A 23,686-nucleotide genomic window follows, 5' to 3' on the forward strand; every position below is an offset into this window, starting at 1 on the left:
AAATAATGATATAACTGCTTGCGCCGCTCCCTTTGATCATAAGACAATAAGCCAATCTTGATTTAAGTTTGCTTAGGCTATTTTCATGTCTCAACCATTAGACGTTCTCGGCGGCATTAGCGCCGAGCAATTCCTTGCCGAATATTGGCAAAAAAAACCGCTCCTGGTCCGCAATGCACTTCCTGAAATTGCAGGCATGCTAGAACCCAATGACGTTATGGAATTGGCGCTGGATGAAAATATCACCGCCCGCCTGATCAAACAGAAAGACCGTGATCCAAACCAGTGGTCCGTCAAAACTTCACCGCTGCTGAAAGCAGATTTTCAAAAAATGCCAAAACTCTGGACGCTGCTGATTCAAGCGGTTGACCACTACTCTTTTGACTTGGCTGAGCTATGGAAGAAGTTTCCTTTCATCCCGCAATGGCGCCGCGATGACATTATGGTGTCTTATGCACCTCAAGGCGGCTCTGTAGGAAAACATTTTGATTTTTATGATGTGTTCCTTGTGCAAGGGCACGGCCACCGCCGCTGGCAGCTGGGTCAAATGTGTGATGCAGATACAGATTTTATTGCGGGCCAGCCCTTAAAATTGCTGCCTGAAATGGAGGTGCATTTTGATGAAGTGCTGGCACCTGGCGATTTACTGTATGTACCGCCCGGCTTATCTCATTACGGCGTTGCGGAAGATGACTGCCTCACCTTTTCTTTCGGTTTCCGCATGCCGAATGTTCCAGATATGATGGATCGCATCTGCGACAAATTCTCTGAAAATGATCTATTGAAAAATCCGCTTCTTGATATTGTCCGCAGCCAGCAAAGTTCAATGGGCCAAATGACGCAAAATGAGCTGGAATACTTAAAAGCAAAAATCTTCGAACAGCTGCAAAATTCTACAGTGATTGAAGATGCTATTGTCAGCTTAATGTCTGAACCCAAGTATCCTGAGAATATTCCAGAAGCTGAAGCCATTGGCACAGGAGATCTGGAAGAAGCCTTGGAACAGGGCTATCTGTTAATGCTTGAGCCTGCTTCACGCTTACTCTATACCGATCAGGACGGTGAGCTGCTGTTTTGGGCAAATGGTGAAAGCATCTGCATCTCAGAACAGTTTGCGCCGCATCTAAAAAAATTGGCCGACGGTCAGGCGATTGCCCTGAATGAAACTTTATTTGATCAAGATATTTTAGAAGATATTGCACAGCTGATGAATGAATCAGTACTCATGCTGCTGCCGGCAGATTCTGAAGAGTAATATTTCATGCGGAAAAAAGAGGACATTCTGTCCTCTTTTTTTTATTAAAAAAACACCACTATTCGGCTCTTTTGCGCTTATTGCAATGTAATGATGGCATGTATCTGAGTGAACCCCTTACCTGAATGAATGCTTAATTGCCCGCCCATTCTTTCAATCCGGCTCTGCATACTGCGCATGCCAATACTCATGCCATTTTGTTTCACACAATCCACATCAAAACCAACGCCATTATCCTGAATAATCAACTCCAGCTGCCTTGGACTCGTATAATACATGCTGACTTTAACCTGAATCGCCTGACTGTGTTTAATAACATTGGTCAAACTCTCTTCTAATACGCGGATTAAATTCAAGCATTGCAAGGCCGAAGGCTCTGCTTCCCACTGCTCTGCAAAACGCCACTCCGCATGAATATCCATTTCATCCATCAGCTGGCTGAAACGGTGGCGTACAGGAGCGGCCCAGAGCACAGGCGTTTCAGGAATCTTGCCATCCAATGCAGAACCGCTGTCGATAATTTGACGTAAATCATCACGCATGAGTTTCAGCATGGATAAGAATTGCTGATTGGGAATTTTCTGCTCACATTGATCGACTAAAATCATAGAGCGCACAATAGATGAACCCAATCCATCATGCAGGTCATGCGACAGTTTCATCCGCTCTTGTAACCGTGCATTAAAGACTTCCAAACGGTGCTGATCATTTAAACTGCTGCTTAAATCCAAACTGACCTGCTGTATTTTTGTAGACAGCTCTACATTAAACTGTTCAATCTTTTTAATGTTGCGGTCTAAGCGTGAACCAAGAATAATGACGATAAACAGCGTAAATAGCGGCGAAGTATATGGCGATAAAGGCATAAGGTCATAGCCGGGACCTAAAAAGGCAATTCTTAAATCATAGATGGAAATCAAGACAATGGCTGTCATGCAGATCGCCAGCAGAATATAATCTGAGCGCCTTACACGCCATGCGACCCAACACAAATAAAGATAAGTCGCAAAATAAATACAGCAATACACTAAGAATATAAAATTAAACAGCATTTTCATTTGAGCCAATGAAACTGTCCAAATACTGAGAATAAATACTGCAGTGATTATCAGAAAGAACCGTTCAATTTTGGGTTTTTTTACCTGTATAAATCTCAGCAAATATGTACAAAAACACAAAATATATAATAAAAAAACAATCAAATTAATGCGTGATGAAACGATAGAACTTGAAAACACATAAGTTTCTGTAGCTAAAATATTGGATATAAAGTAGATCCATAACAATGAGCTGAGTGCAAACCAGCCAAAACTAGTTTCTGAACGGCGGTACAGCCAGATCACAAAGCAAAACGTGCCGAGCGTAGCAGACAAAATTAAATTAATTTGAAAAAGTGTCCGCGTATTCCATATTCTTCGTTCATTCAAGGTATTGGCATTAATGGCATTATCAAAACTGATTTTGCCAATCCCCGCGCTCATTGCCGAGTAGCCTGTTACATATATCAGTATCTCATTGTCATTTTTCTTTAGGCCTGAAACTGGCATGATCCAAAATCTAGGCATGTTCCAGCTTCTAGACAAGGGCTCTTGCAGATTCTTATCCCGCCAAAGCAAATCACCATTTAAAAAAAGCGCACCCGCGGAATTAATATAACTAATGGAAAACGCAATAGGATCTGTCAGACGCGAATTGTTTTGGCAATTCCAATCCCAGATCAGCTTATACCATGCGCCTCCGGAGTACCCCGGCCACGTTCCATCCCAGTGGTCAGGCAGCTTTCTCACCGGTTCCCAGCCCTGCTGAGGCAACTCTAAATCTGATGATGTTTTTACTTTACTGATGCTGTTCAGCTGAACTTGGCATTGACTGTTAATTTCGTAGGAAACAGATGCGCGGCATATCGTACTGATCAGGCAGCACAAACATATACAGCATATATATTTCCATAAACCCATTTATAAAATCCCTAAAGAACGTGCAGCGCTGACTGCCTTCGTTCGCTTGGTCACCGACAGTTTTCGGTAAATATGCTTAATATGGCTTTCTACTGTATAGCGCGAGACAAATAGTTTCTCCGCAATTTCACGGTTACTCAAGCCCTGCGCCACTAAACCCAAAATTTCTTTTTCACGAATCGTCAGCAAGCCTTGATCTGCGTCATTGCTGCTGGTTTCCGCTTCAGTCTGCGGCTCTGCCTCCAAGACAGCAATTTGCTTAAGAATTTCACGCGCAATAAAAGGATCAATTGGCGCACCGCCGCGCAGAATACTGCGGATCGACAGCAGAACTTCAGCATCATCACGCTCTTTCAGCACATAGCCTGTCGCGCCAGCTTTAATCGCACTAAACAGGCTTTCCTGCGTACTCCATGCAGAAATCACCAGAATCAGCGCGTTGCTTTCAGAGGCTCGAATTTTTTCAATAATTTCCGTACCATGCCCATCAGGCAACCCCAAGTCAATCAAAGCCAGCGAAATAGGCTGCTGCTGCAAAATATCAAACGCCTCTTTTACATTTTTTGCAAACAGCAGCACGTCATTGGCATAGCCCAAATCAAGCAAAATTTTACGAAGCCGCAATTGGATAATTTCTTCATCTTCAACGACCAGAACTGGTACCGGTAAAACCACTTCCATAGCCATCACTCCTATTGCTCAAAACTATTTTCCAATTCTAAACAATTCGAAAACTGCACAACATCCCTATAATTAAGTATATTCCTGTTTATTCAGAAATTATTTTTAGCCTTTAACATTTTGATGATTCTGGCATGGCCTTTGGCTTTCATGACGCTAGCCATTGAATTTAAGCAGTTAAACCATATTGCTGTATTGCTGTTTTAAATATTTTACAATTTCGGCCGATTCAAATAATTTAACACCGGTATTGGGATCAACCAAATACGGCACTTGAATATTATCTCCCATAACCTTCAGCACCTGCTCACGCTTACCGCCCGGCAGTGGCGTATATTTGCCAGGTTTTAGGCGCAGAACAGCGGGACCTTGATCTTGCCAGCGCTCTTTTGCAGCATTGTGAAACGTATAAGGCAGCTCCAATTCAGTTAGTTCCGCGCGGACAATTCGTGTAAATGGGCTGGCCTCAAATCCCCACAGCTCTAAAAGCTGCTGTGGCGCTTCACGCTGTAAAATAGCCTGATTCACCCATACGCCGCGGGCACCATTTATAATCGTCCCAGCCAGCGCTGCGACAGGAATTTTTGGATAATGCGAATATTTCTTAGGTGTCTGTCCCGAATGCCCATAATGCTTAAATAAATGATGAATAATCTGCTGTGACTCATACAGCTGATCACCTGTATTGTCATCCACCAAAAAAGGAAATTGGGTTTTGCCGCCCAATTTCTTCATTTCATTTCGATAGCGCTGACCGCCTTTCGGGCAAGGATATACTTCATAATCTATATTTAAGGTTGTCAGCACTTCCCTGACCCGGCGGCAAAAAGGAGAACCTTCAAATTCATATAGTTTTAATATTTTGTCCGGCTGAATAGGATGCGGTGTGCCGCTTGTGCCGCGGCCGCCTGCGGCAAGGCTTGAAAGCAGAGACTGCGCCACTTTTATTTGATGTTTGAGCATATTTATTTTCCATCGTGCATAGCTGTTTTATTTTTTTGCTTGTCTAAAATAACACATAAATGGCTTCACACATTCACAGCCTATCCAGAAAAGTGAAAGATAACATAAACCTAGAACATTGTGCATCAGCCGATCTTTCGGCTGATGCACTTTTGACAGAACTTAGGCGCAGCATCATCTAAGCCGCCTTGAATACCCCGGAATGACCTGATGACTGCGCAAAAAAGCTTAAAGCGCAACCAGCGGTTCTTTTGCAATGACAATGCCATTATTGTCTGCATATACATAGTCGCCAGATTGAATGCTGACACCGCCAAATTCGAGCTGGATATCGGTTTCCCCAGCGCCTTTGCGGTTGCTCTTTTTCGGAGTAGAGGCCAAAGCGTGCACACCTAGATCCAAGGCTGCTATTGCATCGACATCACGGACACAGCCATAAATAATCACGCCATTCCAATGATTTTTTACTGCGGATTCAGCAATTAAATCCCCCATCAATGCACAGCGCATCGATGCGCCGCCATCCACAACCAAAACTTTGCCTGCGCCTTCAGTCGCCAATAGTTCTTTTACACGTGAATTATCTTCAAAACATTTGACTGTCACTGCCTGGCCGCCAAAGCTTTTGCGCGCGCCATAGCTTTTAAAAAACTTCCCGTCCATCGACGGCGTAACCACCTGAATGTCTTTTTCAGGATGATCATCCAGCAAATCACAAGTTACAAAAGGCACTGTAGACACGGTTTTATCCCTCATTTGGTTTTTTGTATGCGTAAATTATCATAAATCTGAAATTTTTCAGTTTGAGTTTGTCCAGCCTCGACCATAGTATGAGCCACCTGTGATGCTGTTACTGGCTTGTATTTAAAAGTATCCGGCACTAAATGCGAAAAACGCTGATAAAGCTTTTGCGCTGCATCTTCCAGCTTGCGCTGCTCTTGCCGCTGGCCCAGCAGCAAAGAAGGCCGAATGATGGAGGTACAAGGCAAATCCAAGCTTTTCACATAGTATTCCAGTTCGCCTTTAACCCGATTATAAAAAAAAGGGGATTTAGAATCTGCGCCTAATGCGCTGAGCAAAAGATAATGCGTATTCATATTTTCCAGCAGCTCAGCAAAATGCGCGTTAATCACAAAATCGGTATTGTAAAAATTCTCTTTTGAACCCGCCTGCTTCATTGTTGTGCCCAGACAGCTGAAAGCGTGAGTATATCCGCTGACATCCTGCTCATTCAGCATCAAGAAATCCGCCAGCTCAAATTGCTGCACTTTTTCCAAATGGTTAAATTCTTCGTCGCGCTTGCGGACTACCGCCGTAATATTTACACAATCTACATTTTGACTCAGCTGCCGAACCAGCTCCCGCCCAATTAAACCAGTCGCCCCGATCACAATCGCATTCTCAATAAATTTAATCATTTTTTGAACAATCTCCCTTCGATATCATTAATCTAACGTTTTCTTAGGAATTTTTCTTCAACTAAAATGTTGTCAAAGCATGTCAAGACTTGACTTAACTGCATAATCTAATCAAAATATGGCACTTGTTTACGGGCTGGTGATAGTTCTTCTGATGTTGGTTTTCAGTTGAGTTTCAGCCCGCCCAGACCAATCTATTTCAAGGAGTGCACGAGTGGCAAACTCTGCTCAAGCTAAAAAACGTGCCCGTCAAAACGTTAAAGCACGCAAACACAACGCTAGCTTACGTTCTATGGTTCGTACTTATCTTAAACGTACAGTAGCGGCTATTGCTGCTGGCGATTATGCTGCTGCTTCAGAAGCATACAAAACTGCGGTACCTGTAATTGACCGTATGGCTGATAAAGGCATCATCCATAAAAACAAAGCTGCTCGTCATAAGAGCCGTTTAAATGCACAAGTTAAAGCTTTAGCTAACTAATTTGTTGCAAAATAAAAAAAGCCCTTTTTAGGGCTTTTTTTATTGCTTTTTAATCGCATAAAACCAATAACGTTCACTTTTCAAAATATCAAATAATTCAATTTTCATCAGCTTAAAGTCAAACAGCTGCAGCACTCACATAAAAGTATCCAAAAAACTCGATCTGGCATTTTTCATGAAATGCGCGGTACGCCATTTTACGACTTGAGATTTATAAAATGCTGCTTATTGCAGAAAACAATGTATCTGCAATAAGCAATTGAATTACGCTTATTTAGCAAGCAGCTTCAAATTCTGCGGCTTCAAATACGCTAGAATTAAGCTTTGATTCGCAGTCAAATTTGTCCATTTTTGATTGGCATTATTATCACCACACCCATAACGAATCAGTATTTGACGGTTATTCACCAAATGTCCTGTATTTAAGTCCATACATTGCCCATCTTGGCGAATGGTTCCAGTGCCAGGGTTCATTGTCCAAACTTGAGTGTTCAAATTTGTGCCGCACTTACTCATGATGACCTTGCTGGCTGAACCGCCCGTACTTGTCAAACACTGATCAATCGCATTTTTATTATGAATACGGCCTAAGCCATCATATATCCACTGTTCTGTACTATCCGCCTTACAACCAGATGCGCCGCTGATGTAAAGATCATATTCACCATTGGCCAATGACGCACCTTTCAAGCAATTGCTGCCATTTTTGATCGGCGAGGCATTTTTAAACACATTGTCTTCTGCCAAACCCAAAGATGTCTTGAACTTATCAAGTGCTTCTATTGCCTTAGGCTTTTGTGCTTCCAAGTCTTTAGAATATACATTCATCCAACGGTTTAACCGGTACACTTTAGACTGTTGATCTTCAAAACGGCGCAACTCAGCCTGCGCAGCTCCAGACAGCTCATGAGCAAAAGTTTTATACGATTCATACAATGCGAAATTCGACGGCGACAAAGCGATAATCGCATTGCTTGATTGATTTACCAGCGCTTGTTCAAGCTCTGGAAGTTCAATCTTGCGTAAAGCGCTATACCCCGCTTCACGGCCGATTTTCACAGCCGGCTTGATCGTATCTGCATATACAGGAATATCAATTGTAGATAACAGCTTTTCAGCCTCATTGGCTTTTTTACAATACAGGTCTACTTTCTGAGGATGGTCAGCCAATGATAAATTGACATGCAGCTTATTCGCATTGCCTTCCGGTTTGTCTGTTATCCAAAGCCTTTGCGGCGCAAGTGCAATATTTGTCGATTTACCAGAGTACTGAACATTTAACCAACAAGATGCCTGTCCAATCGATGTATTCGCGCTTGGCAAGTCATAGACATTCCCCCAGTTAGAACGTGCAGCTGGATACAATAAGCCAACCTGAGCCACCGGGTCATAGCCGCCAAGAATCGTCAGTACCGGCTGACCAAAAACGCGAGGACGGGGATAATTTTGATTTGCGCTATACCATACCGGTGACGTGGAGTTTGGCATAACAGGCTGCGCGACTTCCATCTGACGTTTATCTTTATTCCATTTTTTATAGCCTGTAGGTGATTGTTCATCCCACACATAACGGTCAAAATGAGGCTGGATTTTTAAAAATGTACTGTAGCCCGTGTAATGGGTATATTTGGATATGCTGCTGTCTGTATAGCCACCCGACATCGCATCTTTACCGTAAGGGAACAGATTTTTAAAGTTTGGAATGCCATTCGAACCATCCCATTTCCACGTCGCAGTCCAAGATAAATTGCCGCGCATTTTGTTGCGGTAGCCGATATACCCCCACCCGCTGTCTGCATGATGCGCTGCCCAAAAATCATTTACTGTAGTTTTATCAATTTCAACACGGCCTGGGTAATGCCCTAAACCATAATGGTGGCCAATTTCATGACTAAACTCGTTACCTACAGAATCATACAGGGTCAGCATGCCGTTACCGCCGCTCAGACCATGACCTTTCACCCCATTGCTATAAACTCCCTGAGCATGATGCGCGATGACTGATTCAGTCAGCTGCGGCTGGCTCTGATCGCTCATAGATGCACTGGTCACGCCCCAATTCGCTAAATTAATACCAACACTAAACGTCGATTTCGCTGTATCTCCACGCATATCTCCAGAATAGGCGTCACCCTCTGTACTGCTTGCACTGCTGTAAATCGTGCCATTTGACACCATAACACGCGGTAAGAAAACATCGTCGTACTTCGCAACAATCATTTGAGCTGCTGGAATAGTCTGGAAATAATCTGTCCCTGCTTTCTCAGGCTCCAACAACATATAATGCCCATTCGAAACAGGCGCGGACGTCAACATTCCGATACGGATGTTATTCAGCACCAATTCACCTGGGGAAGCAAAATCAATCTTGCTTTCCGCCAGCTCACCTTGCCTGTTTTCTGAATCGATGAATTTAATATGTAAGCCAGGCTGAACTTCGTTCCAAGCGAGTTTGGTTGACCACGCCCGCTGGCTGTAAACAACAGATGGACGATTTTGAATAATGTTTTGATCTGAAGCCGGAATATCCTCAGGCGGAGATAAATCAACGGTTCTTAATAAAGTGCCATTACGATAAATTTCAACTTTTAGATTCGTTACAGACTGCAGTGCTTTTACAGGAGTGACTAATAACAGCGCCTCGCGTTCAGCAGTCAGCCTAGGCATTTTCTTTTTCTCATTGCCATTCGGGTCGACCACATGCCCCTGTCCAAATTGCACCATTGCCTGAAAATCCCCTTCTAAATCAGGGCGAATTTCACGCTCTTTATCATCCGCATTAAAGTCATAAAAACCAATACTTGCCGTATCAGCAACATCCTTCTCAGGTTCAGGATAGCTTTCGGTTCCGTCAGAATTCGATGAATCCCCACTTCCACCCGATGCAGATGCACCGTCGCTTGCCCCACCGCCACCGCATGCACTCAGCATCAGCGCTAAGATACAAACACTCAGCTTGCTAGACGTAAAATCAATCACACTTTTCATAATCCCCCCGAATTATCAAGCATTTTCACATTAAAATGTGAGTTAAAATTAACACATAAAATCAATAATTTATTTGAAAACATATAGTATAAAGATTCAGTATTAATTACAAATGGCGTGATTTGTCACAAAAAGACAATTTAAAAATTTAATCCATAAAAACGATTATTAATCAAAAAGATTGTGAGACAGAGATCTTCTTTTTTAATCACAATACTGCATAGCGCAGTATTATTTATGCTGATACAGTGTCAAAAAAAGTCATTATTTTTTTAACACAGCTCTTTATTTTTATAAAAACTTAACAAGCCATTTTCGGCGGGCTACGATTCTTTTGAGTTTTTTTAATCCGCCCAAAATACCCATAAAAAAATTATGGTATTCTCTGTTCAGAACTGAGAAACATTGAAAATAAAACAGGTGCATCTGATGATTAATAAATTTCTGCCAACACTTGAAAAATTTCAGCCTGCTGAACAGCAATATATTGAATACTTCACCGCAAAAGGCGAAAAGGATATTTTGGGTAAAGTTATTTCCAATATGAAAGGCACAGCAGAAATTCAAGCTTCGCAAGGTGTAGATGCCTGGCTGAGCTATGGCGTGTATTTACCCGCTATCGAGCGCATATTCGCGCTGCATCAAGGGGAAACTGAAGAAGGCTTCTATGCGCGCACGCAATATCCGGAAATAGTGATTAATGCTTATACTATTCCAGATCACCATATTGCAACTCTGATTGCTGCAGATAAATACAGCCGCCTGCATCAGCAGAGTACTCCTGTGAATACGTCCATCTGGCCTTTAAATGATGAAGGGCTGGCTATTGACCTGCAGGATTTTCCGCACCGGCTGAAAGCTAAAATTTAATACTGGAATAGCTGTAAAAAAGGCGCTAAAAAGAACACGATCTTTTCAGCGCCTTTGAGATATGGACTATATTTCCAGTTTTTGGAAGTCCTTAATATTCAGTTCATTAACTTCACCGCGCCACACCCATTTCAGCTTGGATTCCAGGAAAACATCCCCTTCAAACCAGACAAATAAGCCTTCCATCATTTTTGGCCAGTCATCTCTCGTCACAATATGCTTGCCTGAAATGACCGCTAAGATCGCAGCTAAAATAGTATCATGGCTTACAGCAAGGCTTAATCCATATGGATTCGTTGGGTGAGTGTTATAAATCAGCTCCAGCACATCAACCACGCCGCTAATCGGATGTTTCATGCCCGGCAATGCATTGTTTACAAAACTGTTGATAAAACCCAAAGCACCCTGTTTTTGAAAGTATGGGCCAGCCTGCTTAATATCCAGCACAAAACTGCCGGGTTCAACCAGCAGCCCCTGCTCAATAATTTCAATATGATGGGTATTGGGTTCTACCGTTTGCACATCCGCGCCTTGGATCATTAACGCAGCCGTATCTACACAGCGCTGTATCGGGCTGGAAATGCAATGCTGAATCACACGGTCTGTATTATCAATTAAATAAGAACCCCATGCTTGAGCCAAATCACGCCCTTGATTCGTCAGCTGCAAATCATAGCCCGCAAGCCCTTGCCCTGTTACCACTTCACGAATCGAATGCCGCGTGAACAAAGTGACAGGTGTTTTTGCGTCCGGCAATAAGTCTATTGCTTTGAACATACTGGGCGGGAGCAAATCTAAGGGCATAATTCATTAAACTCAATAATTCAAAACCACTATAGCATGAACAGTTTTTTGCTCAATGGCGTTTCTGCATCAATGCCAGCGCCTGTAGCGCAATATTTTTCATCTCTTGATTTTTAAATGCCATAAACCCCCCATTCAGCAATGTATCACGCTGATTATATGTAAAGGGGCGCCCCTCAAAATCAACCAGCCCGCCGCCAATGCGTTCGATCAGGCATTGCCCTGCACTGGTATCCCACTCGCAGGTTGGATGAAAGCGCGGATAAATATCCACCCGGTCTTCCAGCATCATGCAAAACTTATAGGCGCTGCCTGCCTTAAAGACACTGAATTCCGTTAAGGTTGATAAATATTCCAAATATTCAGCATATTTCGGCTTATTTTGACTGCTTTGGCTTAATCCGATCTGCACATTATTTTCATGATCTGCTGCGTAATAGATAGACCATTGCGCTGTCTTATAATTCAGCTTGAGCGGCATACCTTGTTCAGGGCAAAAATATATTGTCTGTTCGCCCGGTATCGCCAGTACAGCAAATACTGTTGCCGCGCCATCGACCAAGCTTAAATTGATGGTAAATTCAGGCCGCTTGTGCAAAAACTCCTTGGTGCCATCCAAAGGATCCAGCAGCCAAAATTTTTGCCACTTTTCACGCGCGCCTTTTTCACCCTCTTCCGACAGCAGCGGCAAGTCAGAAATTTTGGCCAGTTCACGTGTAATATAACTATTAGCACGGTAATCCGCCTGCGTGACAGGTGAATGATCCTCTTTTTCTTCCACATCAAATGCATCACCCGAACAATATCGCTGATATTCTTCTCGCAAAATTTCACAGGCCTGTGTCACAATGGGCACCAGCTGTAAAATCATCGGATCTTGCGGCGACGCTGCAGTTTTAAACATAGAAAGCCTTTATATGCCAAATTATTCAGAAAAACCCGTCATCATCTTTGATATGGACGGCACACTGCTTGATCTTGCCTATGATGATTTCATTTGGAATCATTTACTTCCAATCCGCTATGCGGAAACACATCATTGCTCGTTAGAACACAGCAGGCACACCCTGTCCGAATTCTACCAAGAGCATAATCATACCTTAAATTGGTACTCTTCACGCTTTTGGACAGCTAAAGTCGGCGTAGATGTATTGGCGATGCAAATCGAACATAAAGCGCGCGTCGCATTGCGCGAAGGCTGTCTTGAGTTACTGGCGTATTTAAAAAATAATGGCTATCCAATATGGCTGGCGACCAATGCAGATGAAGCTGGACTTGCATTCAAGCTTGAAAAAACAGGCATTGGCAAATATTTTGACGTCATGGTCAGCAGTGAAACCTTGGGACATGCCAAAGAATTCCAGCCCTTCTGGGAAAAACTGCAGGCCACCCATCCGTTCAATGCATCCTTCTGCTACTTTATTGACGATACCGAGAAAGTGCTGCATGGCGCAAAAAACTTCGGCATTGAAAATCTCTACAGCATTGCACAGCCATCTTCCGCCAATGCGCCAAGAAGCTCTTGCAATTACCCAATGCTGGACGCATTAACAGACTTAATCCCTATTTTAGAAAGCGCCGAGGAACAAAAGAAATATGCGTAAATCAAATCTGGCCGAAGATGCGGTTGGAATGCGTATAGACAAATGGCTATGGGCTGCGCGTTTTTTCAAGACCCGCTCCATTGCTAAAAATGCCATTGAAGGCGGTAAAGTCCATCATAATGGCGAGCGGGTGAAAGTTTCGCGTGAAGTCCGCGTCGGCATGGAGCTGACGATTGTGCAAGGCATTGAGAAAAAATCGGTCGTGGTTAAGGCGCTTTCCGATGTGCGCGGGCCGGCTCCCGCGGCACAGCTCCTATACGATGAAACAGAAGCCAGCATCAGCAAAAGAGAGTTGCTTGCATCACAGCGAAAGCTGCATAATCTGGCACGTCCAGATCATCGCCCAAGCAAAAAAGACCGGCGTGATATTGGCAAGTTTAAAAGAGAAAATGATCAGCAGTTTGACCAAAATTGGTCTTATAATGATGATGAATAAAGAGCGTCACAATATGTCGCATGTGTTGTGATTTTTACTGTACATAAGGATAATTTCTGTCACTATAGCCCTGTGGAAAAAGTTTTAAGCACATACATCCACTTGAGTATATAGTTTGTGACATCGTATTGAGGTTGTAAGATGGATGATAATAAAAGCAAGGCGCTGAATGCGGCTCTCAGCCAAATTGAAAAGCAATTCGGCAAGAACACGGTAATGCGTCTTGGTGACAATACTGTTCAGGCTGTTGAAGCAGTATCAACTGGCTCGTTAACTCTAGATATCGCGCTAGGCATTGGCGGCTTACCTAAAGGCCGTATTGTTGAAATTTATGGCCCTGAATCTTCAGGTAAAACCACTATGACACTGCAAGCCATTGCGCAATGTCAGAAAACTGGCGGAACTTGCGCATTCATCGATGCCGAACATGCGCTTGATCCTCAATATGCCCGCAAACTGGGTGTAGATATTGACAATCTTTTAGTTTCTCAGCCAGATAACGGCGAGCAAGCTTTAGAAATTGCCGACATGCTGGTTCGCTCTGGCGCAATCGACATGATCGTAGTCGACTCCGTAGCGGCATTAACGCCGCGCGCTGAAATTGAAGGCGAAATGGGTGATTCACACATGGGCCTGCAAGCGCGCTTAATGAGCCAAGCGCTACGTAAAATCACAGGTAATGCAAAGCGTTCAAACTGCATGGTGATTTTCATTAACCAAATCCGTATGAAGATTGGCGTGATGTTCGGCAGCCCTGAAACAACAACTGGCGGTAACGCGCTGAAATTCTATGCATCTGTACGCTTAGACATCCGCCGTATTGGCCAGGTAAAAGAAGGCGACGAAATCATTGGTTCAGAAACCAAAGTCAAAGTCGTTAAAAATAAAATGGCGCCCCCATTCCGCGAAGCCATCTTCCAAATCCTTTACGGCAAAGGCGTAAACCATTTGGGCGAATTGATTGACCTCGCTGTACAGCAAGAAATCGTGCAAAAAGCTGGTGCATGGTATTCATACCAAGGCGATAAAATTGGCCAAGGTAAAAACAATACAATCCGCCATTTAGAAGAGCATCCTGAACTTGCGCAAATCATTGAAAAAATGATTCGTGAGCAGCTTTTGACTACAGGCAATGTGCCAGTAGAAGATAAAGATGAAGTCGAGCCTGATTTTCTAGATGCTTAAGCTTTTTAGCTTAACGCAAGAATACTTAAACTTGAAAAGCTGACCGTATTGCCTTTTCAGGTTAAACTGGTAAACGCCCTTCGGGGCGTTTTTCTATCTAAGCATATACCGCAATGAATGATTCAAAATTTCCTAAACTACTCGATTATCAAGCGCTGAAACAGCAATTCGGCGATGATGGCAGCCAGCCTGCCGTCAGCAGCGCAGCAGAAAATTCAGCCGCTGATCATGCCTTAAGTTTCGAAGCAAAAGAAGCTGAGAAAAAACCGGGCCTGCAAGGCTCCCGTTTGCGTTCTTACGCATTTGCCGTCCTGACCCGCAAGGAATACTCCAAAGCTGAGTTGATTGAAAAACTGGCCTTATATGCAGAATCGCGAGATGAAGTGACAACACTCGTGGATGAGCTTTCGCGTGAAAACTATCAAAGTGACCAGCGTGTCGCAGAAATCATGCTGTCCAGCCAGAAGCGTAAAGGCAAAGGCCCGAATCAAATTAAAATGAAGCTGAAAAATAAAAAAATTGATACTGCCCTAATTGCGGAAGAACTCAAAGAAACCGATTGGGTTCAGCAGGCTTACGAACTGAAAGTCAGAAAGTATGGAACTGAAGTCACAAAAGATCCTAAAATCAAAGCCAAGCAGATTCGTTTTTTAATGTATCGAGGATTTGAAATGGATGCGATTATGAAAGCGATTTCACGCAAAGAAGATGATTTTCAATAAAGCTAGGAAAAAACCAACACTGAAAGCAGCTTAGGCAAATAAAAAATTGAAGAAAAACTAATGGATATAAAAGCAGAGAAAAATCGAATTATTATATAACTGGTGGCAACCCTGCCAGCAAGCCTTCGGCACATTATAGGTCTACTACCGTTGCTACCTTCCGGTCCTGGCGGGGTTCGTAGATTACAATTGCGAAGTAACCAGCAGGGCTACCATTGCAAGAACAGAGTATAGAGATTTTTAATGAACTTGCAAGGCAAATTGCTGAATTTCACTAAGCCACTCATTCGTTTGATTATTTATACAGCAGATTGCCAGTTTTTGATGCAAAAACACCCTAAAACATCAGGTAAGGATTTACTTTAAAACACAACAAGTTTGCAAAAGATTATTGCTTTTCAGACCTTTGACGTTTTTAATGTGCTTATCTCATTCAGACAAAGATGAATTTTTCTTGCGAGAAATAAGACATCTGCAAAACAATACGGAAATTTTATGATGTTACGTAAGCATGTTTTGGGCGCCATCGCCTTATTATGCTCCGCCCCTGTTCTGGCAAATGTTCCGATTGAATCCCGCGGCTTAAGCCAAAGCAGTTCCAGTTACAGCTCGAATACCCCTGCAGCTTATGCTTCAGGCAGCAGTACAGCCGCAGACAGCACACCAATTTCAACCAATTTGAACTGGCAGCTGATGCAGAAAAATCAGCAGCTGGAGAATGACCTGCGTACGCTGCGCGGAAAAATTGAAGAACAAGACAATGAAATTTCTCAATTAAAAAATGAACTCACTAACCGTTATGCTGATTTAGATCAGCGCCTAGAATTACTGCAGCAAAAAGTTGATCCAGCTTCAGAAGATAGCCATGCGGAGGATAACCAACAGGATACTGCACCCAGCAGCACTGCCAGCCAACCCGCAGCCTTAAAATCGCCAGCAGCAGCCAGTGCCGCGGCTCCTGCTCATACGCCTGCCATACAGCCGCCATCTGCGGGAAGTACACCGCAAACAGCCGCCGAATTGGATAAAGCCGCCTATACGGTTGCCTTGGATGCTTATAAGCAAGGTGGCGCTAAGAAAGCCATTGCGCCAATGCAGAACTTTATCAAAAACAACCCAAACAGCGTGTATATCAGCAATGCCCACTTTTGGCTAGCAGAATTCAACCTTGCAATTGAACCAACCAACTATGCAGAAGCGAAGCGCAACTACAGCATTGTTATCAACAAATATCCCAACTCATCACGCGCCTCACGGGCACTGTATCAGCTTTACAGCATAGCCAAAGATGTAGACCGCAATACAGCCCAAGCCGGACAGTATAAGCAAAAACTGTTAAAGAGCTATCCTCAATCCGAAGAAGCCAAGTATTTTAAATAAGCGCATTAGAAATAAAAAAACCGCCTTTAGGCGGTTTTTTAATGAGAAACTGTATTAACGCACAATACCGCGTTTAGACTGTTCTACAGAGTCAATCAGCAGCTGCGCTTCAGAAACCTCCGGTAAGATTTCTGCACGGATCTTTTGAAGAGCCTCGTCTGTGGTCAGGCCTGACTTATAAATCAATTTGAATGCTTCCCGCAGGCCTTGAATCACATCTTTAGACCAGCCTTTGCGGCGCATGCCTTCAACATTCATTGCAAATGCATGCGCAGGATTGCCTGAAACCATAACATAAGCAGGAACATCCTTAAGAATAAGCGATGCTCCGCCAATCATGCTGTAAGAATCAATTTTACAGAATTGATGAATGCCTGAGTTGCCGCCGACAATTACATAATCGCCGATATGCACATGACCAGCTACGCCCACATTATTTGCAAAAATATTATGGTCGCCTACAACGCAATCGTGCGCAATATGCGTATTCACCATCAATAAATTATGGCTGCCTACCTTGGTCAGGCCTTGATCTTGAACTGTGCCGCGGTGCAAGCTGCAATGTTCACGAATTGAATTATAGTCACCAATTTCCAGCCAAGTTTCCTCGCCTGCGTATTTCAAATCCTGGCAAACTTCACCGACACTGGCAAACTGAAAAATTTCATTGTTTTGACCAATACGGGTATATCCGCCAATCACAACATGTGAATGGATTTTTGTACCTGCGCCGATTGTGACATTTGGGCCAATAATCGAGTATGGGCCAATCTGCACATCTGGCGCAATTACTGCAGATGAGTCAATAATAGCGGTTGGGTGAATAAATTCGTTATTACTCATGCTTGCTCTGTTGTTTTCTGTTGCGTAATCATAATTTCCGCAGTCGCAGCGACAATGCCATCAACTGTAGCAATACAGTTGTATTTATAAATGCCGCGCTTCTGCATCACGAGCTCTGATTTTAAAACAAGCTGATCACCTGGCACAACCTGCTTTTTAAAACGAACGCGTTCTGCGCCTGCAAATAAGAAAATTTTGTCACTCGATGGTTTCTGATTATTCATGACAAAACCAAGAATGCCTGAAATTTGCGCCATTGCTTCAACAATCAGCACACCAGGCATAATAGGAAAGCCAGGGAAATGTCCTTGTAAAAATTCTTCATTCATCGAGACATTTTTATAGCCGACAATGCCTGAATCCGTAATATCAGTCACACGGTCTACAAGTAAAAACGGATAGCGGTGCGGCAAATATTCACGAATAGTTTGAATTTGCATTGGCAGTTCAGGCTTTGTGAATGCGGGAGTATTCGACTCAGTCATCATAATTATTTACGCAATTTAAAAGTTGATTCAAGGGACTCTACTTGAGACTGCATATGATCAAGTTTTTTCATCAATTGGGTCAATGGCACATCTGCTAATTGTTTAAAGCGCACAGCTGCGCGTTTCCAATGCAGGCTTTCCAGCATAGGTGTGCCGGAAGAATAGCTTCCAGCTTCAGAAATACTTTTTGTGACCATTGACATCCCGGTAACTGTTACGTTATCGGCGATATTAATGTGGCCTACCACACCTACTGCACCCGCAAAGATGCAGTTTTTGCCAATTGTGGTGCTGCCCGCAATACCGCATTTGGCTGCCATCGCCGTATTCGCGCCGACTTTAACATTGTGGGCAATTTGCACAAGGTTATCAAGAATGACGCCATCTTCCAAAATCGTGTCATCCAATGCGCCGCGATCAATACTGCAGTTGGAGCCAATGCGCACGTCATTTCCAATCCGTACAGAGCCTAACTGCGCAATTCGATGCCACTTGCCTTGGTATGGAGCAAAGCCAAAGCCTTCACCGCCAACCACTGTATTGGCATGAATCCGCACACGGTCACCTAATTTGCACTGCCCTGTCAGCACGACATGCGAATCAATCAAGCACTGCTTGCCAATTTCAACGCCATCATCAATTTTGCAGTGCGATTGGATGACCGTTTCATCACCGACCACACAATGCTCACCAATGACGGCATAATGGCCAATATAGGCTGAATCAGAAATAATTGCAGAGGCGTCAATTTGCGCTGTGCTTTCAATGCCTGTTTTGGTGTGCTTTTTCTCAAATACGTGCGTCAAAATTGCAAAAGCCAAATAGGGATTGGCAACCACAATAAAATTCTGTTTTGATTTAATTTGTTCTTTTAAGGCTGCAGTCACAATCAAAGCGCCTGCTTTCGACTGCTCTGCTGAATCAATATACTTCTCGGCATTTACAAAAGCCAAATGCTGTGGCGCAGCATGCTCTAAGCTGGCGAGGCCCGCAAGCTGAAGGTCATGCTGACCAACACACTCGCCTTGCACAAGACGAGCGAGTTTTTCTAAGCTGAAATTTTGAGGATTCATTGATTATTTGATTGCATTGACCTTTTGAATCATTTTATCAGTTAAATCATACTTAGGGTCATAGGCAAGCGCTGAATTTTTATTCAAAACAACATCAAGATTATTCTCTTTACGCAATTGTTCAGCTGCTTGCTTAATTCTTGAGTCCATCGTTCTGTTTAGAGCCTGAATATTGGTCTCTACCGCACCCTGAACTTTTTGCTGCAAAGCATTCAACTCTTGCAGTTTGCTTTGATATTGCTGAGTCATGGTCTTCTTTTCAGCATCAGACAATTTTGCACCTTGCTGCGCGCGCTGCTGCAAAGATTCAAGCTCTTTGGTTAAGCTTTCAATTTTTGAGGTTTGCGGCTTGATCTGCTGCTGCATGCTGGCATTTTGCTGCTTAATATAAGCACTTTGCTCAACAATTTTTTCTAAATCCACGATACCGTAACCTGCTGCATGGCTCACCGATGTACACAGCATGCTCAAGGCAATTGCGCCGCCAAAATATTTTTTCATATTATTCCCTGAGTTTAAGTTGTTTTTTCAGCCGAAAAGGCCGTACTTAGAAAGTACGACCAATTTCAAATTGGATTTCTTTAGTTTCATCACCGGCTTTATCATTCAGCGGGAATGCATAGCTGAGTGACAGTGGGCCAATCATCGTAATCCAAGTAAAGCCTACGCCAACACTGTAACGCATATTGTTCATGTCGAAACCGAAGTTATCTTCACAGTATTGCTTAGCATCTACGCCTTGATCATTTACGCCACCCGACAAATAAAGCTTGCCAGATGGAATATCACATTGTGTATCAAAGACTTGAGCGCCTTCAGCAAACAACACCGGACGGACTTGGCGAGTCCAATCCCCTTTAAACGGCAACGGCAGCGCTAATTCAGCACCAAATTGCACTAAAGCATTACCGCCCACTTCTTCCGGATCATAATCTTTTTTGTGTGACTCGTTATATGTCACACCAGGATATTTTGGCCCTAGTGTACTGTTGTCATAACCGCGCACCGAGCCAAAACCGCCAGCGTAGAAGTTCTTAAAGAATGGCAAGTCATTACCATAACCCAACTTACCATAACCGCGCAGAACAAAATCTTTACCCAATGGGAAGAAAGCCTGCGCATCATAGGTCAATTTCTGATATTCAACATCACTGCCTGGCAAAGCAATTTCACCATTAATACGGTGAGACATACCGCTAGTAGGGAAAACTGGACGGTTTAACGTATTGTATGACCACCCCAAGTTCAAATTGTATGTTAAAAAATCACCAGAAAATTCATCATCAAATGAAGTAAAACCAACATCTGCATTCGTGCTGCTTACACAAAGTGAATCATCATAACCCGCAGGAATCGGATTAGGCTCCACATAATTGGCCCCATCTCTAGCTTTTTCAATCTCACGCTGAGACATCAACTTATCAGTCGAACAGTATTGACCCTGCCCTTTGGCCTTTCCGCCATTTTTAAGCAAATAGTCACGAACATAGGTGGACACATAAGGTCCTGTTGTTACTTCCGTTTGGTCAATATTCAAACCGGCGCTGATGCTTTGATTTTCATCAATTGGATAACCAAAGTTGATCCCGCCGCCAAAACTGTCTGTTACGTAGTTGTTAACGTTATAGTCATCATTCAGTTTTGTTTTGCGGTAGTACATATTGTAACCGCGGCGCACACCATCAATGGTAAAGTACGGATCCGTTACACTGAGGTTATAGTAATCTTGAGTCTCAGAACGCGACAAATCCACAGAGACTGAATTACCTGTACCCAAGAAGTTCGTTTGACTTAAGCCAGCCTGGAACGTTACACCGCCGCTTTGCGAGAAACCAACCGCCAATGTACTGGTACCTGAATGCTGCTCTTCTACATTCACGTTCAAATCAATCTGATCCGGTGAGTTTGGAATGCGCGCCGGCTTAATATCAACAGTTTTAAAGAAGCCCGTACGCTCTAGACGCACTTTAGACAAATCAATTTTTTCATTGCTTGCCAATGCGCCTTCCATTTGGCGCATTTCACGACGCAGGACTTCATCTGCCGTTTTAGAGTTGCCGGTAAAGTTAATTCGGCGAACCTTCACCTGCTGACCTGGGTTAATATAGTAATTTAAATCAACAACTTTAGTTTGATTATTAATTTCAGGCACGACGTTTACTTCGGCAAAGTAATATCCCGCATTACCATATTTGCGCAGCATAAGCTGCTTCACGCCATTCACTTTTTCCTGTGAATATAAATCACCATCTTTATACAGCTGCAATGGCTTCAATTCATCTTGCGTATAAAGCGCATCGCCTAAAAATTTAGTTTGGCCGAATTTAAACTGCTCGCCTTCATCAACAGTCACTTCAATAAAGACATGCTTTTTGTCTTCACTTAAGTTCAGGCTTGAATTGGTGATATTGAAATTGATATAACCTTTATTCAAGTACATTGCACGCAATGCTTCCAGGCTAGCCGCCATTTTTTCACGCGCATAGCGGTCATTGCGTGAAACAACTGAGCTCCAGCCGCTTTCTTTAACAGCAAAGGCTTGCTTAATTTCGCTATCTTTAAATATTGTATTGCCAATGATATTGATATCAAAGACTTTAGCAGCTTTGCCTTCCTCAAATTCAATCAATAAATCTACACGGTTATTCGGCTTAGGCGTGGTGGTTACAGTCACGTCCGCATCATAGCGGCCTTGCTGCATGTACTGCTGTTCCAGCTCGGTTTCTACAGTCTGCAATGCAGACTGCTTTAACACTTCACCTTCAGCCAACCCCATTTTTTTCAAGCCCTCTTGGAGCGCTTCTTTAGGAATCAGCTTATTGCCCTTCATTTCAATTTTAGAAATGACAGGGCGCTCGACAACCTTAAATACAAGCGTATTGCCTTCCTGAGCCGCTTTAATATCATCAAATAGGCCCGTGGCATATAAAGTACGTATCGCATTCGCAATCACTGGGTCATTAACGCGGTCACCGCTAGTCACCGGCAGCATGCCGTATACGCTTTCTGGCGTTAAACGGACCAAGCCGTCTACTCTTACATCCTGTACGATAAAATCATCTGCCGCATATACTTGTTGTGCTGCTGTCATAGCACTAACCAGTGCCAGAGGCATAAATAAATGTGTGTGCTGCATGCCAGTCTTTTCCGCTGTTAATTTATTTCATCTTCTATGCGTTTTATAAACGCATAAAATCATTAAAAAGTGCCAGCAGCATCATGCTGCCAAGCAGTACCATACCAATTTTCAGTCCAACCAATTGTATTTGTTCAGAAACAGGTTTACCACGAATTAATTCAACCAAATAGTACACCAAATGTCCGCCATCCAGCATTGGAATTGGCAGCAAATTCAGAATACCCAAACTCACGCTCATCAGCGCCATGAATGAAATAAAGGTTTGCCAGCCCATTTCCGCACTTTGACCTGCGACTTTCGCAATGGTGATGGGCCCTGACAAGTTATCGAAACCAATCAGCCCGCGCACCATTTTGACAATGGAATTCAGAATCATACTGGAAATTTGCCCAGTTTTATCCACTGCCATTGTAAACGCTTCTACTGGGGAATATTGTATGGTCTGCTTATATTCTGCAGGAATTGTGACTTTGCCTGGATCACTCTGCACTCCCAGCACACCCGTCACCTTACCCATATTATCCCGTTTCCCTTGCGGCATAACCTCAAGATGAAGCAGTTGATTATTTCTTAAAACATCAATCTTGAGCAATTTTTCAGGAGATGCCTGTACAACCTGCACCACATCAAACCACTCATTCATTTTTACGCCATTGATTGCCACAATTTTATCGCCAGCTTTCATGCCTTGACGAATCGCAGCGCCGTCTTTGCTGACGTCAGTCACGACTGCCGGAAAATGCGGGCGGTAAGGAATGAAACCTACAGCATCTAATGGTGATTGAGATTGATCTTTTAAAAAATTTTGAATCGGCAAATTAAAATTCTTGGTTTCACCCGCACGCTCTGCAGCAACAGCAATGCTGCCAGTTTCGCCAACACGGTCTACCAAAGCAAAGTTTAATTTTTCCCAAGTTGATACTGGCATGCCGTCAATTGCCGTAATTTTATCGCCTGCATGCATTTGCGCGGCAGCAGCCGGTGTATTCGGCAATACTTTGCCGACACGCGTGTTCAATTGCTCTTGCGCAGGCAGCAATAGAATCCAAAAAAGCACAACTGCAAATGCCAGATTGATCAGCGGGCCTGCAGCTACGATTGCAATTCGCTTCCAGGGATTTTGACGGTTGAATGCATAAGGCAAGTCCTGCTCAGCAACGCTGCCTTCACGCTCATCGAGCATTTTGACATAACCGCCCAGGGGTAATGCAGAAATTTGGTATTTAATGCCAGACTTCTTCGATGTCCATTTCAGCAATGTCGGGCCAAAACCAATGGAATACACTAAAACCTTTACGCCCAGTTTCCGCGCAACAATGTAATGGCCAAATTCATGTATCGCAATGAGCGGCCCTAACAAAAAAATTGCAGCGAGTATAATAAACAAGGCATTCATCG

The 23,686-nt window shown here is 43.4% G+C and carries 22 protein-coding genes and 1 other RNA gene; 8 read left to right on the forward strand and 15 right to left on the reverse strand.

Annotation, left to right across the window (positions count from 1 at the left end; all coding sequences use genetic code 11):
• The first annotated feature begins 85 nt into the window (after window positions 1–85).
• On the forward strand, window positions 86–1,255 hold the full coding sequence (locus tag F941_RS08875; protein WP_005010310.1) for a ribosomal protein uL16 3-hydroxylase: 1,170 nt from the start codon (window positions 86–88) through the stop codon (window positions 1,253–1,255).
• A 77-nt stretch (window positions 1,256–1,332) separates the two neighbouring features.
• Here F941_RS08875 and F941_RS16900 read toward each other — a convergent pair whose 3' ends face one another.
• From F941_RS16900 to F941_RS08900, 5 genes are all read right to left on the reverse strand, one after another.
• Window positions 1,333–3,213, reverse strand: a complete 1,881-nt coding sequence (locus tag F941_RS16900; protein WP_005010311.1) for a sensor histidine kinase — start codon at window positions 3,211–3,213, stop codon at window positions 1,333–1,335.
• On the reverse strand, window positions 3,214–3,903 hold the full coding sequence (locus F941_RS08885; RefSeq protein ID WP_026253358.1) for a response regulator transcription factor: 690 nt from the start codon (window positions 3,901–3,903) through the stop codon (window positions 3,214–3,216).
• A 168-nt stretch (window positions 3,904–4,071) separates the two neighbouring features.
• On the reverse strand, window positions 4,072–4,857 hold the full coding sequence (locus tag F941_RS08890; RefSeq protein ID WP_005010314.1) for a glutathione S-transferase N-terminal domain-containing protein: 786 nt from the start codon (window positions 4,855–4,857) through the stop codon (window positions 4,072–4,074).
• Between the two features lie 228 nt (window positions 4,858–5,085).
• Entirely contained in the window at window positions 5,086–5,598 is a 513-nt protein-coding gene (gene rraA, locus F941_RS08895) for a ribonuclease E activity regulator RraA (protein WP_005010315.1), read from the reverse strand.
• A gap of 11 nt (window positions 5,599–5,609) precedes the next feature.
• Entirely contained in the window at window positions 5,610–6,275 is a 666-nt protein-coding gene (locus F941_RS08900) for an NAD(P)H-binding protein (RefSeq protein ID WP_005010318.1), read from the reverse strand.
• Between the two features lie 214 nt (window positions 6,276–6,489).
• On the opposite strand from F941_RS08900, the gene rpsT reads away from it, so the two are divergent.
• On the forward strand, window positions 6,490–6,756 hold the full coding sequence (gene rpsT / locus F941_RS08905; protein WP_005010321.1) for a 30S ribosomal protein S20: 267 nt from the start codon (window positions 6,490–6,492) through the stop codon (window positions 6,754–6,756).
• Between the two features lie 270 nt (window positions 6,757–7,026).
• On the opposite strand, the gene F941_RS08910 is transcribed toward rpsT, so the two are convergent.
• On the reverse strand, window positions 7,027–9,744 hold the full coding sequence (locus F941_RS08910) for a M66 family metalloprotease (protein WP_005010323.1): 2,718 nt from the start codon (window positions 9,742–9,744) through the stop codon (window positions 7,027–7,029).
• Between the two features lie 429 nt (window positions 9,745–10,173).
• Here F941_RS08910 and F941_RS08915 point away from each other — a divergent pair, with 429 nt between their 5' ends.
• Window positions 10,174–10,614 carry a hypothetical protein gene (locus F941_RS08915; protein WP_005010325.1) on the forward strand — a complete coding sequence of 147 codons (441 nt, stop codon included), beginning with the start codon at window positions 10,174–10,176 and terminating at the stop codon, window positions 10,612–10,614.
• Window positions 10,615–10,680: 66 nt separating this feature from the next.
• Here F941_RS08915 and F941_RS08920 read toward each other — a convergent pair whose 3' ends face one another.
• Window positions 10,681–11,418, reverse strand: a complete 738-nt coding sequence (locus F941_RS08920; RefSeq protein ID WP_005010326.1) for a histidine phosphatase family protein — start codon at window positions 11,416–11,418, stop codon at window positions 10,681–10,683.
• A gap of 52 nt (window positions 11,419–11,470) precedes the next feature.
• A complete protein-coding gene (locus tag F941_RS08925) occupies window positions 11,471–12,322 on the reverse strand; it encodes a 3'(2'),5'-bisphosphate nucleotidase CysQ family protein (RefSeq protein WP_005010328.1) in 852 nt (283 codons plus the stop codon).
• 13 nt (window positions 12,323–12,335) lie between these two features.
• Here F941_RS08925 and F941_RS08930 point away from each other — a divergent pair, with 13 nt between their 5' ends.
• The 4 genes from F941_RS08930 to F941_RS08945 all read left to right on the forward strand — a co-directional run bounded on the left by F941_RS08930 (window position 12,336) and on the right by F941_RS08945 (window position 15,365).
• A complete protein-coding gene (locus F941_RS08930; RefSeq protein WP_005010332.1) occupies window positions 12,336–13,022 on the forward strand; it encodes an HAD-IA family hydrolase in 687 nt (228 codons plus the stop codon).
• Entirely contained in the window at window positions 13,015–13,458 is a 444-nt protein-coding gene (locus F941_RS08935; RefSeq protein WP_005010335.1) for an RNA-binding S4 domain-containing protein, read from the forward strand. Before F941_RS08930 ends, F941_RS08935 begins: the two co-directional genes overlap by 8 nt.
• A gap of 141 nt (window positions 13,459–13,599) precedes the next feature.
• Window positions 13,600–14,643: a recombinase RecA gene (recA, locus tag F941_RS08940; RefSeq protein ID WP_005010339.1), complete on the forward strand. Its 1,044-nt coding sequence runs from the start codon at window positions 13,600–13,602 to the stop codon at window positions 14,641–14,643.
• Window positions 14,644–14,756: 113 nt separating this feature from the next.
• Entirely contained in the window at window positions 14,757–15,365 is a 609-nt protein-coding gene (locus F941_RS08945; RefSeq protein WP_005010342.1) for a regulatory protein RecX, read from the forward strand.
• 109 nt (window positions 15,366–15,474) lie between these two features.
• On the opposite strand, the gene ffs is transcribed toward F941_RS08945, so the two are convergent.
• Window positions 15,475–15,571: signal recognition particle sRNA small type (ffs, locus tag F941_RS16225), an RNA gene on the reverse strand.
• Window positions 15,572–15,860: 289 nt separating this feature from the next.
• On the opposite strand from ffs, the gene F941_RS08950 reads away from it, so the two are divergent.
• Window positions 15,861–16,745, forward strand: coding sequence for a YbgF trimerization domain-containing protein (locus F941_RS08950; protein ID WP_005010345.1), 885 nt, complete (start codon window positions 15,861–15,863; stop codon window positions 16,743–16,745).
• Window positions 16,746–16,799: 54 nt separating this feature from the next.
• Here the strand turns inward: F941_RS08950 and lpxA are convergent, their stop codons facing one another.
• From lpxA to rseP, 6 genes are read right to left on the reverse strand one after another with little or no spacing between them, the layout of a single operon-like run.
• Window positions 16,800–17,588 carry an acyl-ACP--UDP-N-acetylglucosamine O-acyltransferase gene (lpxA, locus tag F941_RS08955; RefSeq protein WP_005010348.1) on the reverse strand — a complete coding sequence of 263 codons (789 nt, stop codon included), beginning with the start codon at window positions 17,586–17,588 and terminating at the stop codon, window positions 16,800–16,802.
• Entirely contained in the window at window positions 17,585–18,073 is a 489-nt protein-coding gene (gene fabZ, locus F941_RS08960) for a 3-hydroxyacyl-ACP dehydratase FabZ (protein ID WP_026253357.1), read from the reverse strand. Before fabZ ends, lpxA begins: the two co-directional genes overlap by 4 nt.
• A gap of 5 nt (window positions 18,074–18,078) precedes the next feature.
• On the reverse strand, window positions 18,079–19,149 hold the full coding sequence (gene lpxD, locus F941_RS08965) for a UDP-3-O-(3-hydroxymyristoyl)glucosamine N-acyltransferase (protein WP_005010353.1): 1,071 nt from the start codon (window positions 19,147–19,149) through the stop codon (window positions 18,079–18,081).
• A gap of 3 nt (window positions 19,150–19,152) precedes the next feature.
• Window positions 19,153–19,650 carry an OmpH/Skp family outer membrane protein gene (locus tag F941_RS08970; protein ID WP_005010357.1) on the reverse strand — a complete coding sequence of 166 codons (498 nt, stop codon included), beginning with the start codon at window positions 19,648–19,650 and terminating at the stop codon, window positions 19,153–19,155.
• 46 nt (window positions 19,651–19,696) lie between these two features.
• Window positions 19,697–22,285, reverse strand: a complete 2,589-nt coding sequence (gene bamA, locus F941_RS08975) for an outer membrane protein assembly factor BamA (protein ID WP_005010360.1) — start codon at window positions 22,283–22,285, stop codon at window positions 19,697–19,699.
• 43 nt (window positions 22,286–22,328) lie between these two features.
• Window positions 22,329–23,684 (reverse strand): RIP metalloprotease RseP, encoded by a 1,356-nt coding sequence (gene rseP, locus F941_RS08980; RefSeq protein WP_005010363.1) that lies wholly within the window; start codon window positions 23,682–23,684, stop codon window positions 22,329–22,331.
• Between the last annotated feature and the right edge of the window lie 2 nt (window positions 23,685–23,686).

Origin of the sequence: Acinetobacter bouvetii DSM 14964 = CIP 107468 (assembly GCF_000368865.1) — a bacterium.
Taxonomy (GTDB): Bacteria; Pseudomonadota; Gammaproteobacteria; order Pseudomonadales; family Moraxellaceae; genus Acinetobacter; species Acinetobacter bouvetii.

Bases quoted from the DNA above. Each gene is read 5' to 3' on its own strand.
- F941_RS08910 (WP_005010323.1), bottom strand. From the start codon at position 9,744: ATGAAAAGTGTGATTGATTTTACGTCTAGCAAGCTGAGTGTTTGTATC.
- lpxD (WP_005010353.1), bottom strand. From the start codon at position 19,149: ATGAATCCTCAAAATTTCAGCTTAGAAAAACTCGCTCGTCTTGTGCAA.
- F941_RS08970 (WP_005010357.1), bottom strand. From the start codon at position 19,650: ATGAAAAAATATTTTGGCGGCGCAATTGCCTTGAGCATGCTGTGTACA.
- F941_RS08925 (WP_005010328.1), bottom strand. From the start codon at position 12,322: ATGTTTAAAACTGCAGCGTCGCCGCAAGATCCGATGATTTTACAGCTG.
- fabZ (WP_026253357.1), bottom strand. From the start codon at position 18,073: ATGACTGAGTCGAATACTCCCGCATTCACAAAGCCTGAACTGCCAATG.
- F941_RS08890 (WP_005010314.1), bottom strand. From the start codon at position 4,857: ATGCTCAAACATCAAATAAAAGTGGCGCAGTCTCTGCTTTCAAGCCTT.
- F941_RS16900 (WP_005010311.1), bottom strand. From the start codon at position 3,213: ATGGGTTTATGGAAATATATATGCTGTATATGTTTGTGCTGCCTGATC.
- F941_RS08875 (WP_005010310.1), top strand. From the start codon at position 86: ATGTCTCAACCATTAGACGTTCTCGGCGGCATTAGCGCCGAGCAATTC.
- F941_RS08900 (WP_005010318.1), bottom strand. From the start codon at position 6,275: ATGATTAAATTTATTGAGAATGCGATTGTGATCGGGGCGACTGGTTTA.
- bamA (WP_005010360.1), bottom strand. From the start codon at position 22,285: ATGCAGCACACACATTTATTTATGCCTCTGGCACTGGTTAGTGCTATG.
- lpxA (WP_005010348.1), bottom strand. From the start codon at position 17,588: ATGAGTAATAACGAATTTATTCACCCAACCGCTATTATTGACTCATCT.
- F941_RS08950 (WP_005010345.1), top strand. From the start codon at position 15,861: ATGATGTTACGTAAGCATGTTTTGGGCGCCATCGCCTTATTATGCTCC.
- F941_RS08935 (WP_005010335.1), top strand. From the start codon at position 13,015: ATGCGTAAATCAAATCTGGCCGAAGATGCGGTTGGAATGCGTATAGAC.
- F941_RS08930 (WP_005010332.1), top strand. From the start codon at position 12,336: ATGCCAAATTATTCAGAAAAACCCGTCATCATCTTTGATATGGACGGC.
- recA (WP_005010339.1), top strand. From the start codon at position 13,600: ATGGATGATAATAAAAGCAAGGCGCTGAATGCGGCTCTCAGCCAAATT.
- F941_RS08945 (WP_005010342.1), top strand. From the start codon at position 14,757: ATGAATGATTCAAAATTTCCTAAACTACTCGATTATCAAGCGCTGAAA.
- rseP (WP_005010363.1), bottom strand. From the start codon at position 23,684: ATGAATGCCTTGTTTATTATACTCGCTGCAATTTTTTTGTTAGGGCCG.
- F941_RS08920 (WP_005010326.1), bottom strand. From the start codon at position 11,418: ATGCCCTTAGATTTGCTCCCGCCCAGTATGTTCAAAGCAATAGACTTA.
- F941_RS08915 (WP_005010325.1), top strand. From the start codon at position 10,174: ATGATTAATAAATTTCTGCCAACACTTGAAAAATTTCAGCCTGCTGAA.